Origin of the sequence: Halobacteriovorax sp. HFRX-2_2 (assembly GCF_043196705.1) — a bacterium.
In the GTDB taxonomy this organism is placed as follows: Bacteria; Bdellovibrionota; Bacteriovoracia; order Bacteriovoracales; family Bacteriovoracaceae; genus Halobacteriovorax_A.
Map to the genome: position 1 here is coordinate 832,335 of NZ_JBEBMT010000002.1, position 12,338 is coordinate 844,672.

Annotated in this window: 9 protein-coding genes; 4 read left to right on the forward strand and 5 right to left on the reverse strand. The window is 37.8% G+C overall.

The window, feature by feature from the left end; all coding sequences use genetic code 11:
• From ABMA79_RS09265 to ABMA79_RS09275, 3 genes are all read right to left on the reverse strand, one after another.
• The coding region (locus ABMA79_RS09265) for a hypothetical protein (protein ID WP_393092073.1) at nt 1-285 on the reverse strand (285 nt) is incomplete at its 3' end.
• An 11-nt stretch (nt 286-296) separates the two neighbouring features.
• Nucleotides 297-2,585, reverse strand: coding sequence for an outer membrane protein assembly factor (locus ABMA79_RS09270; protein ID WP_393092076.1), 2,289 nt, complete (start codon nt 2,583-2,585; stop codon nt 297-299).
• A gap of 142 nt (nt 2,586-2,727) precedes the next feature.
• Nucleotides 2,728-5,856 (reverse strand): efflux RND transporter permease subunit, encoded by a 3,129-nt coding sequence (locus ABMA79_RS09275; RefSeq protein ID WP_393092079.1) that lies wholly within the window; start codon nt 5,854-5,856, stop codon nt 2,728-2,730.
• A 145-nt stretch (nt 5,857-6,001) separates the two neighbouring features.
• Between ABMA79_RS09275 and msrA the strand changes: the two genes are divergently transcribed.
• The 4 genes from msrA to ABMA79_RS09295 all read left to right on the forward strand — a co-directional run bounded on the left by msrA (nt 6,002) and on the right by ABMA79_RS09295 (nt 10,080).
• Nucleotides 6,002-7,060, forward strand: a complete 1,059-nt coding sequence (gene msrA, locus ABMA79_RS09280; protein ID WP_393092082.1) for a peptide-methionine (S)-S-oxide reductase MsrA — start codon at nt 6,002-6,004, stop codon at nt 7,058-7,060.
• Between the two features lie 74 nt (nt 7,061-7,134).
• The gene (locus ABMA79_RS09285; RefSeq protein ID WP_393092085.1) at nt 7,135-8,637 is read left to right on the forward strand and encodes a hypothetical protein; all 1,503 of its coding nucleotides are present in this window, start codon (nt 7,135-7,137) and stop codon (nt 8,635-8,637) included.
• A 2-nt stretch (nt 8,638-8,639) separates the two neighbouring features.
• Nucleotides 8,640-8,987 (forward strand): hypothetical protein, encoded by a 348-nt coding sequence (locus ABMA79_RS09290; RefSeq protein WP_393057904.1) that lies wholly within the window; start codon nt 8,640-8,642, stop codon nt 8,985-8,987.
• The gene (locus ABMA79_RS09295) at nt 8,980-10,080 is read left to right on the forward strand and encodes a hypothetical protein (RefSeq protein WP_393092087.1); all 1,101 of its coding nucleotides are present in this window, start codon (nt 8,980-8,982) and stop codon (nt 10,078-10,080) included. The genes ABMA79_RS09290 and ABMA79_RS09295 overlap by 8 nt, the downstream gene beginning before the upstream one ends.
• Here the strand turns inward: ABMA79_RS09295 and ABMA79_RS09300 are convergent.
• Together ABMA79_RS09300 and ABMA79_RS09305 are read right to left on the reverse strand one after the other, a co-directional pair.
• Nucleotides 10,077-11,198 carry a hypothetical protein gene (locus ABMA79_RS09300; RefSeq protein ID WP_393092090.1) on the reverse strand — a complete coding sequence of 374 codons (1,122 nt, stop codon included), beginning with the start codon at nt 11,196-11,198 and terminating at the stop codon, nt 10,077-10,079. The genes ABMA79_RS09295 and ABMA79_RS09300 overlap by 4 nt on opposite strands.
• Nucleotides 11,199-11,292: 94 nt before the next feature.
• Complete coding sequence (locus ABMA79_RS09305) at nt 11,293-12,198, reverse strand: DUF6607 family protein (protein ID WP_392859872.1); 906 nt, start codon at nt 12,196-12,198, stop codon at nt 11,293-11,295.
• Nucleotides 12,199-12,338 lie beyond the last annotated feature (140 nt).

Here is a 12,338-nt window from a genome sequence, read left to right on the forward strand (position 1 = left end):
GAAGTTTCCTTCATAGAGCTCATTGAGTAATTTGATATCAACGCCTTGATCAAGGGCAAGTTTTTGATCCTTTACAAGGGCCAATTGATAGCTTCTTGCTGCCTTACAATGCTTTGCAGAGCCTGACAAATCATGTGCATCATTTAATGCTTCTTGAAAATCGACTTCTTCAAGCTTGATGTCCTCTTGAAGTCTATCACAGACTTCTAAACTCTTTGCTTGGACTCCTACGGAGCCTAGCAAGGCCAAGGCGGTAATAAGTTGAGATAATTGATTTAAAGTCATATTTAATCTCCTTATAGGTTATAAGCAGGGTCGTATTCCCCGATAATAAAATAAAATGGTTTTGTCATATCTGAGTCTTTACTAAGTAGTGGAATTGTTAGGCCTGCCTCAAATGTTTCAGAAACAAAACCAGCATCCATTTTTGCCCTTAGGCCAAGACCTCCGACAAGCCTAAAGTCATCAAGAGCAAATGAGCTATCACCCGGACTAAAAGCATCTAGAAAAAGAACACCACTAAAGACGTCTTTATAAATAGGCATGCTATACGTTAGATTGGCCGAGACCATTGAGTTTGATCCAAGCTGTCCATCTTTACTGATTGAGCCGTACTCAAAACCTCTAATTGTTCCATTTCCACCACCTTGGAGGCGCTCATAGAATGGAGTCTGCTCAGAGGCATAGCCCAGTGTGATTCTTCCTGATAGACGATGAGCTGCACCGTCTTGATTGCGATAAATATCTCGTGCGATTTGTGCATTCACAATACTTTTAAAGAAGAGCTCTTGCTTGTTAAAAGAGGGAAGTAGGTGAATCGAAATTGTTCCATTCGTTCTAAGTCCTGCTTCATTTGAATCTTCAAATTGATAGGCAAAAGAGCCAATAAGTCCGCTCACAACATCCTTTGTGTCTGAAAGGTCTATTTCTGAAGCGTACTGTTGTGATAAACTATTTACCGAAATATACTCAAGCCTTGTTCCTAAACCGAGCTTAATATTCTTCGTTAACTGCTTTTCAAAAAGAATCCTGATGGCCGTTTTATTTTCGTTATAATGAAAACTTCTTTCCGTATCATGATTGGCAGAAAGATTAAGACTAATATTAGTCCCGAAAAGATGTTGGTCATTGTAAACCAGTCCAATACGGTTGATCTCTTTTGAGATCATCGTTGTTAAGGCCAGAGAACTCCCTGTTCCAAATAGGTTGCCATCACTTAGTGAAACTCCAAAGCCGGCTCCTCCGTAAACAGAGCCTAGTGAAAATTGAATTGTTTGGGTGCTGTTCTCCTGAACTTGAATAATGATTTTTCCAGCATTTTTGGTCATTGGAGTATAGTCAATCTTAACATCTTTGAAATATCCACTCTTATAAAGAGCGAGAATCGATTCATTAATTTTCTTCGTATCAACAAGCTGTCCATTGTAGATAGAGATAATTTCATAAATGACTTCTGGTGATGTCTTTGTGTTTCCGACAATCTCCATCTTTATAATTTTTTGAGCAGTACCTTCTTCAATATTTAACTTAGCGCTTCTTTGGTTTTGATCGTAGTTCATTGTGATATGAGCAAAGACATATCCTTTTTGGCCATAGAGCTCTCTAAGCTTTTGAATGGCCTCTCTTTGCTTTTTAATCGAAAATACTGACGGCAGCTCGATAGCTAAGGTTTTTAAGATCTCATCATTTGAAAAGAGATGATTCCCGTCAATTGATAAGTGGTCGAGTTTTAGCTGATTATTTTCTTTTATCAAAAAGCGCAGATCAGCTTTATTCTTATCTATTTCAAAAGATGGAGTAACCTCTACATTGATAAAGCCTTGCTCCATATAATGTCTTTTGATCGTTTCTGCATCTTCATAAAGCGTCTTTTCAATAAAAAGATTCTTGGAAAAGAGGTGACTTTCTTTTGAAGAAATAAGCTCTTTTAATTGTCGTGACTTAAAGGAATGATTACCTTCAAATTTAATATCATCAATTTTGATCTCTGGTGAGTTGAGATGGATGTCAAAGATGATACTTATCTCATCTTCTCGGTTAAGCTTTAAGCTCTTCTTCACTTCAACTAATGCATGACCTTTTAATTTATAAGAATCTTCGATCGTGCTTAGGTCTTCAAGCATTTGCTTCGATTTAAAGAAAGCACCTCGACGAAGCTTTAGCTTAGATCTTAAGTCATTAGAAATCTCTTCTTCTAAGTTTCCATCATCAAAGAGTTTAATGATAACTCTTTTAATAAGCCTCTTCTTTTGCATCTCAAACTTTATTGAGACGTGTGTTTCATCAAGAGGTAGCACCTCTAACTCAACATTCTCATAAAGCTCTTCATTTTCTCTTTTTAGATTTTCGAGATCATTAGTGATTTTTTCGACATCAAGCTTTTCACCAACTTTTGTTTCAAGCTCATTGACTCCGTAAATTAACTTACTGCCTACGTCTTCACCTAGGTCATTATAAATAGCAAGCTCTTGTATTAAGAGCTCAAGCTGACCTGTACTATCTTGGGCAAAGGCCAAAGGAGAACACACTAGGTATGTACCTAGGAGTATCATTAGGAATTTCTTCAAAATACTGAATTTGATCATATGAAGAAATTAACATTATTTAGTCTTTGTCTTGGTGAAGTTGAAAAAACGTAAAAGGCCGTTAAAAAAATGGACAATTTATTTTATTGTAGAGAACACCTGATACTATAATATTTTATCGTAATATCAGGTGTTTATAGGATTAATTATTATTTAAGAAGGCCTCTTCTTCTGGCAGATCTTCTGTCACTAGAAACTTCGACAGAAATGAGAAGATTGCAGGCGTTAAGAATAATGTGATGACTGTTGAGATTGCAAGGCCCCAACCCATTGTTAACATCATTTCAGATAGCATTGAATCGTATCCCGCAAAGCCGTAGGCCGTTGGCAGAACCCCAATAACTGTTGTTAGTGTTGTCAGGATAATCGCTCTAAGTCTCGTTGAAGAGATTTGACCAATTTGCTTGTATAGCTCCTTCTTATCAGTAGTGAACTTTGTGTCTTTGATGAGTTTATCAATGAGGACAATGGAGTCGTTAACGACAACCCCAACCATTCCTAGGGCACCAATAACTGCGAAGAAGCCAAAGATCTCCATATTGTGGGCCATAAGAATATAGATAACTCCAGAAACTCCAATTGGAATAATTGTCATGATAATCAGAGGTGCAGAAAGAGACTTAAACTGGATTGTTAAAATCATATAGATAAGAGCGATAACGAGGAAGCCGGCCATCATAAAATCACCAGTTGACTCTCTTGTCTCTTCAATTTCACCAACAAAGTTAATAATTGATGAAGGATACTTTTTTAGGATATCTGGAAAGACTTCGTTCTCGTACTGATCTGCTACTTCTAGAGGAGTGATACCAGAGCTTTCTTCAATATCAGAGTAGACCATCGTTGTTCGCTTATAATCGACGCGCTCAATATTAGATGGTTTAATCACTTCTTCAATTGTAATAAAGCGAGAAATTGGTACGTAGCCACCAGTTCCATTATCAATTCTTAGTTGCTTTAGTCTTTCAATATCAACCTTGTAGTTCTTGGCCACTGTAAGCCTAACTTCAACTTCTTCATCCGTACTCTTAAGAGTATAGAGAACTGTACCTTGGACGAAAGTACGAAGGGAAGTGGTTACATCACTTGGCGTAAGCCCAAATCTTAAAATCTCATTTTGATTAATTTTAAAATTATATTCTTTTGTATTAATTGGCCTTTCAATTTCTACATTCTTTAGAGTCTTATTATTCTTTTGGTGTTGCGCAAGTAGATCTGCGATCTCTGCTCTGATCTTGTCATCATTTTCTTGAATTTGTATTTCAATCGTTGATCCTGAGCCACTTCCCCAACGAGACTTAAAGAAGCGCACCTGCTCAATATTTGGCAGATCTTTCATTTTGTCTTTAAGAATATCGATAATCTGGTTGGCCGAGAGCTTTCTTTCATCTGCCGGTAAAATTTCAATATTGATATTGGCACGGTTGTAATTAACGGCACCACCGCGTCTTGATTGTCCCACGTTAGAACGGAAACCAACGATGCTAAGCTCCTTCGTTTGTGACAGAAGGATGTCCTCGATTGGCTTTAGATATTCATTCATTTCATCTTTTGATGTACCTTTCTTTGTATAAACACTTAAGCTGAGTTCCTTACTTTCTTCTCTTGGGAACATAACAAACTTCAGTTTGCTTTTAAAGAGGTAGCCAGAAAGAGCTGTCGAGGCAATGAAGGCCACGATAATTAGAGCACGGTAGTTTAGGGCCTTAGTTAGAACTTTAGCATAGATACCTTCATACTTTCTAAACCAACTTAATTCATCATTATGCTTCTTCTTAGGTTTTCTCTGGAAAACGTGGGCAGGAAGAACAGTGAAAGACTCTAGTAGAGAGGCCACAAGCATCATGGTAATAATAAATGGGAGGACATAGACAAACTTTCCAAACCAACCACCAAAGAAGAGAAGTGGTAGGAAGGCCACACATGTTGTTGCAATAGCACTTGTGATTGGCATCAAGAGACTTGCTGCATTTGTCGTTACTTTGTCCATTAACTCTTTCAGAGTCCCTTTGTGATCCTCTGTGATTCGGCCAATATTTTCTGCCACGATAATGGCATCATCAACAACAATCCCCATCACGATAATAATCGCAGCAAGAGTCATATTATTAATTGTGTAATCAAAAATAAGCATACAGATCAGGGTAAAACAAAGAGTAAAAGGTATCCCCATACTTACCCAAATTCCCGATTTAAAGTCGAGGAATAGAAAGAGAACAAGTACGATAAGTGCAAATCCTAATAGCCCGTTACTTGCAACAATAGCGAGTCTATTCTTAACATCATATGACTCATCATCTAGTGTAACGATTTTAAGATCATCGAGTTGACCCTTCTTATACTTTTCAATAAATGCAACAGTGGCCTTATTTGCTTCAAGAATATCAACATTGTGACTCTTCTTTAAATTAAGCATGATTCCTTCATGGCCATTGATCTTATAGATGCTATTTGTTTTCTCAAAAGATTTTCTAAACGATGCAATCTGATCGAGAGTGACACCTTCTCCTTCATAATTTCCTGTGACAAGAAGGTCCTTAAAGTCACTTTCGTCAATTAGTTCATTAATGGAAGTAACCTTTGATTGTTGAGTGTCTTCAAGAACACCAATTGGTGCTCTAATATGACTCTCTCTTAAGCTTGAAACAACTTTATGAATAGAGATTTTATTCTCTTTAATTTTTGTAGGACTTAGAAGGATATGATTTTCAGGATCAAGATAACCACTACGATCAACACCTGATACGGCAGGTAGGGTCTTAACTTGGGTTTCAAAATTTCGAACTAATTGTTGCAGACGTTCACGATCTTCGACTGATAAGTCCCTTTTTCCTTCAAGGTAGAAACCGATATCAATATATGCTTTTTCAGAAGACTTAAATTGGTGAAAAGTTGGTAGCTCGGCTTCATTGGCCAGGTCTGCACGAAGTGCCGCATCCTGAATATCTAAGTAGACTTCTCTAGGGTTAGGGTAATTCTCAAGCATAACGACAGTTATTGAACTCGAACCTGTTGAAGAAACAGAGCGAACCTCTTCAATCCCTGCAACATCTTTTAATTCTTCTTCAATTGGCTTAGTGATAAAGAATTCAACATCCTCGGCACTGGCACCAGGAAAGACTGTCATAATTCGAACATAAGGAGATTCGAAGTCAGGCATTTCTTCCTTTGGAATTTTAGTCCAAGCAAAGATTGCGATGACAAAGACACTGAAGAATAGAACGTTAGAAATTAAAAGATTATCGATAAAGTATTGTATAAATTTTTTCATATTCTAATTTTAAGTAGCCAAAATCACGAGGTCAAACTCTTTCAATCGGCAACTGACCTTTGTGTTAAGATTAGGATGTAACAATTTCGTTTTCCGCGACGAATGCTTATACGAAGGAAGCTAAAGAAAGTTTCACGGAGGTAAAATGAAGTTTGTTCTCTTAACTATGTTAGTCGCGTTAAGCCCTTGTATTCTGGCGGCCAAGGCAACAGCAACATTTGGTGGTGGCTGTTTTTGGTGTATGGAAGCACCTTTTGAAAAGCTTAAAGGTGTAAACTCCGTTGTTTCTGGCTATATGGGTGGAGCAAAGGAGAGTCCAAGTTACCAGGAGGTCTCAAGTGGTAGCAGTGGCCATGTCGAAGTTGTTCAGGTTACCTACGATAACTCTCTTGTTAGCTATGAAGAGTTACTTGAAATATATTGGCAAAATATTGACCCAACTGATAGTGGAGGGCAATTCGCAGATCGTGGCAGTCAGTATCGAACTGTGATTTTTTACGAAAGTGAAAAGCAAAAACAAATTGCCCTAAACTCAAAAAATAATCTTGAGGCCTGTAAGAAGTATGACAAACCAATTGTGACGGCCATTGAAAAGGCCCATAAATTCTTTCCAGCAGAAGATTATCATCAGGACTATTATAAGAAGAACCCGATACGCTATAATGCCTATAAAGAATTATCAGGACGAGGTGGCTATATTCGTGATGTCGCCTCAAGGCCCCTAAAGTGTGAGAAGAAAAAACTGGAAAATAAAAAGGATAAAGTTATGTATAAGAAACCTGATCTAAATGAACTAAAAGAGAAGTTATCTCCGCTAGAGTTTGAAGTGACTCAAAACGATGCAACAGAGAGGCCCTTTGCTAATAAGTATTGGGATAATAAGGAAGAGGGGATCTACGTTGATGTCGTGACAGGAGAGCCTCTTTTTAGCTCACTTGATAAGTATGATTCAGGCTCAGGTTGGCCAGCTTTCACAAAACCAATTGATCAAAAAGTTGTTAGTATGAAGCAGGATAATAAGCTACTTATGACAAGAACAGAGGTTCGCTCTTCAAGCGGAGACTCTCACCTTGGCCACGTCTTTGATGATGGCCCAGGCCCTGAAGGTAAGCGCTATTGCATTAATTCAGCTGCCATGCGCTTTATCCCAAAGGACGATCTAGAAAAAGAAGGCTATGGCCAATACCTTTCTCTATTTAAGTAGCTGAAATTACATTCTGATTTAAGCTGTTTTCTTTAAAGATTAGGCCCAAGTCACCGATAAGACGACGAGGGCCTATGAGAAGATTATTTACCTATTTAATTGTATTCAATTTTACGTTTAATTCATTTGCATCATGTGGTGGTGTTCTTAAGTCATTTCTTGGAATGAGAAAGAGTTCTTTCTACGACACACCAGAATATGCACTAAAACAAAAGATCAATAAGCTTGAGATCTTAAATAATCGCTTGAGAAATTCGAGTGAGCACCAGGAGCCAGCGACAACTTTGGCCATTTGGAAAAAGATTGAAAGACTTGATAATAATATCTTTACGAAACACTATTCTGTTAACGTAAGAGACTGGGAAGTCTTCTTTCGTGACTTTGAGATGAACTTTATTTCATTTCAAAGACTCTCTGATATTAATAAGAAATTTGAATCAACTGAAATCACAAAAACGAAACTAAAGAGCTACGTTAGTTCAAAAGGCTATGGGATTGAATTTCAAGAGTTTATTCTTTCGAAATTTGAAAACTCACCAAATCCAGAAATTTTCAAAATTCAATTAGACAAAGAAGTACAAAGTAACCTCCTGCATATAGGTAATCACTACTATGAGTACCGACTTGTGAGAGAGCACTTAAGGGATCTTAATGGAAGTGACCTTTGTAATAGTGAATGTGAGGAGCAGCTTAAAATTCTCCTCGCAAATCTTGGTGTGGAGAGTGAAAAAGAGCAGCGAAGCCTACCTGTCTTCTTTAAAGGGGTAAAGAGACCTGATCTTGAGGAACTAACTAAAGTTGTTCATGAAAACCCTGTGGCCTTATTAACAAAGCTTAAGAAGGAGAGAAACGCTGAGGTTGTAAACTGGCTAATCTCTCTTATGCTTCAGCCTGAGATCATTGATTCAATCATGGGCCTTGTATATAAATCAAAACGAATCGGAAAGTATCGCGCAGTTCGTATCTTTCAAGCATTTTATAATGCACAGGCAAGAACGATTCACTTTCCTAAAATCAATAGTATCGTTAAGAGTTTTAAAAATGATGTTGAAAAGAGCTACTCTCACTTAAAGAATGTAAATACATCTGTTCCTAAAGATGAGATCCTTGTTACTTTTGCTCGTATGGTTGATGCCCTTGCGGTTAAGAAGTGGAAGATCTTAAAAGAACATGCCAAAACAGCAGATCCTAAATTTTATGAGCGTATGATGGCCGCTGAAGAGAAGGCCGTTGCTCGTGGTGATATTAGTATTACTCATAAGAGAAGCCTTATTGGCCAACTTATCCAATTTGTTCCAGCTTCAACGCCAATCTATCTTTATCAAAGATCTAAGCTAGAAGAGAGAGCTACAGTTACTGAAGTGGATGAAAACGGTGAAGAGATCGAGCCAAAGTCTCAGGAGACTAACCCTGAGGTTGCAATTGAGCACGGTGATGAGATGGATCTTGCTCTTGAGGAAGTTGCTGAAGTTATGGCCGAGACTCAAGAGGCACAACGAAATCCTTCATCTGTTGAAGGAAGTTGGATTGAGAAGTTCTTTAGTAGAATTCAGACGTTCTTTAGAGCAGAAGGGTAAACATGAAGTTGGCATTGCTAGTTCTAATTCCATTCCTAACTTTCGCCGTAGAAAAAGATTTTCAGATAATGAAGATTTATAAGAAAGGCGAGTTTAGAGAAGTGAAGATTTATAAGGGAAAGAATCATTCTCTTATGAATAAAGAATGCCTCAGCTCTAAGCTATGCCTCAATGCTAAGGTTGCGCCAAAGAAGGGAAGTGGGCTTACTGGTCACCCAGGATCAAAGGCCTGCAAAGAATTCAAAAATAGTCAGTATAAAATTCTAAAAGATGAGGATAATAATCAGTATGGCTTTTGCCTGTTTTCTGATGGAAGCCTAAAGAGTGCATGGAGTTTAATCCATGATTAAATCGTTAATTATACTTATGCTTTCACTTCCTGCTTTTTCGTTAGTGATCACTGAAGATATGCGCTGGAAAGAGTATGAGCATGGCGCCTATCAATACCTTCCTCCTATGGGAAGTGAGAAAGTTGTAAATAAAGTCGAAGTAAAGACGAACCCAATTGTTCGCGATCAAGATGGATTTGGGACATGTTATTTATTTGCCATGACTTCTTTAATGGATCAGTCATGTTTAAAAAGTGGCAACTGTAGCAAAGACGACCAGATCTCCGTTTTAGATGTCTTAGGAAAGACTCAACTTAAGTCTGGGAATCAAAGTGAGTTTCTAGGACTTAATGGTGGAAACCTTACTCAAGTAATTGATGCCTTAACAAAAGGGGAGAAGGTTGGCCTTAAGTTTGCCAAAGAAGAGTGTGCTCCTTATCAGCAAATTGAAAACTACAACAATCCAGATAATGACTTTAGAATTGTGGACTATCCTCAGCTTCTCGCTATTAATGAGATCTACCATCAGGTCAAGGATAACTCTTTAAAGGATGGTGTTTGTAATAAGTGTACTGAAGACTTCTTTAAAGACTTCTTTCCTTTTAGCTCTGAGATGTTAGATAGCCTCTCTCGTGCGGCAACAAAGATTACTTCAATTAATGCCTTCGAGGAATTTTTAAATGAAGTACTGATTCCTCAAAAATGCCAAGAAGACAAAAGTCAGATTAAGCTGCCACCAATTGGCTTTAAGCAAGAGCGTATCACTGATGTCGATCAATTTAGAAAGAAGATGACTGAACTTTTTGAAAAAGATAAGTCCGCTGCAATTTCAAGTTGTACTTGGACTCGCTATTGTGATGATCCTTCTGTCAGGTATATGGAGATGTGTCCAAAAGAGCAGAGACAGCGCTACTGTGGAGGTCATGCTTACTTATTAAGTGGTTTTCGAAAGATCTGCGATGATCAAAATAAATGCCGTAATCAATACCGTGTTCACAATAGTTGGGGAAAGAACTTTGATGTCTTTAACGATAGTGGATGGGTAAACGAGGATTCTCTTTTTAAGGCCTACAAAGACCTAGGCAATCAGCTCGTTACATATACTGAAGATTAATTAGTAGCATCCAATCGTACTTTACATGTCGAACTCTTTGTTTGCGCATCATTAATCTTAAGGTTTGGATATTTTCTTAATTTCCTTAGAGCTCTTCTTTCCATATTGTAGAATGAACTTTCTCGCACGAGCTCATCACAGCCTTGTGTCCACTTCTTTGTTACCTTAAAGAACTTATTGGCCTCTTGAACAATTCGTGTATGAATAATATAGTCCTCTGTTTTTGTGACGCCACAGTCATAACATTCATCCATCATCGTTTTGTAATTTAGCTTTGCAACGATTTCTGGAAACATATAAGAGAGTGCATCTTTGGCATGTTCTCTTATATTATCAATATTGTCGCTCAGGGAGCTTCCGTTGCAAGTATATGTGAGGTATTCTTTAAAGTTATCCTTAATTGAAGAAATTGTTGATTCTGTTAATTGGATACATTCATCATACTCCCTGCAATCCTCTGTCATATACTCATCAAAGTGTGCAACTTCTTCATCAATGTGCTGGCAGACAACTTCTTGTCTCTTATCAAATGAGAGCAGCTCATAGAGTCCATTCATTTTTGTACTATCATAGTAAGTGAGGTCTTGGATGAGATCCCCAAGGTTTATTTTCTTCTGTCTATCCAGTTCATTAAGCAGTTCTTTCTCTACACTTGAGATACCATTGTCTGATTTATTCTTAGCTGCAACTAGTTGTCCTAATTCGTTAACTAGGGGATAGTTCTCTTTAATCTTATCTGGGTTATTCTTTATATAATCGATAGCGGCCGTAAGCTTTTGATCGTCGCTGACATTCTTTATGCTGATATTCATCTCAGTAGCGTGACGCTTATTTAGAAGCCAAAAATTATCATATGATGAGTCTTTGTAGAGCTTATCAAAATTTTCGATATTTTCATTTTCAAGATACTTTGTCAGGGCCTCTCTTAATAGAAAGTCTTTGTAGCGTGAGCCTTCAACGATTTGAAGTACACGTGCTGGCGTCTCTTGAGAGAGCTTATCCATGCATTCACTTTGGCATTCTCCTAGCTCGTATTGTGAGCCATCAGGTGCGTAGTAGAGCTTTGCCTGTGTAGAAAGTGTACAAAGTGTAAATAAAAAGAACAGATGCTTTTTCATAAGTGCCTATAATTGTTTAGTTTAAATTATATCTACCTATATAAAAGCAATTGGAATGCCAAAGTAGGGCCCCAATAGGTGAGGCCCAGTTTTTCTATCTTAGGATATGGTTTTGAATAATCGATTTGATTTTTTGAGTTGATTCTTTTGAGTCGTATGCAGGTCTAGTGCTCATTTGGTCATCTAGCTCAAATAGTCTTGCCCATAGAGGCGCACCTGTTTTCTTAAAATCAATCTTCACTGAGTCTTCAGAATAAAGTTCTTTATCCCATACACTAACAACATCACGCCAGAAGTACTTATGAGTCTTCCACCAATCAATGGCCGGTTGACAGCGGCTATCATCAACTTTTTGGTAAGTGTTGTAGCTCTTTTCCATGGCCAACTTAAGTTCCATTCCATTCTCAAGCATATCTAATTTGATATTGTCTTGGTCATGAACATGCCCGTATGAAGTCTGCTCATGGCGGTTCGTTCTTCTAAGAACATTATAGTCACTACGCTTAGAGAATTCTCTTCTTGGAAGTGGAGCATTTGCTGTACATTCCCAGTAAGAAGTTTTATCTGTATGAATCCATGGCGCCGAACACTCATATCTTGGAGAGTCATCAACTTGATAAACTCTTTGTACCCAATTTCCCTGTGGATTCTTTACGGCCTTATTATTCCAATTACTAAAACCTCTATAGTCTAGTGCATTTGTCGCTTCCCAGTCCCACTGTTGTCTCCAGTGCTTAACAATGGCATGAGGTGTAACTAGAATATGTTGAAGATTTACCATGTCCTCATTTTCTGAATCAACAAAGATCCACTCTAGCGCACCAGAAGAGTAGCGATCGTAGAAGTCGTAGTCATTGCTATAAGCAAATGTTTCAGCTGATTGAAATTTAATGGCATAGCATCCAGTCATCTTTTTGATCTCTTGGATATCTTTACTCTTATCAATTGTTAGCCCTGCAAATGCTGGAAGAGCAAGCGCAAGAAGTACTAGAAATTTCATATTTTCTCCCCCGAAAATGGTTGCGTGTGATATTGTGGTTGATTATTTAAACTTGTGTATGAGTTGTCAAACTAATTTGAAGTAAATAATTTGGATTACTTTTCCGTGATGCGCAGCCAATGGACGAAGTTATTGGTTTT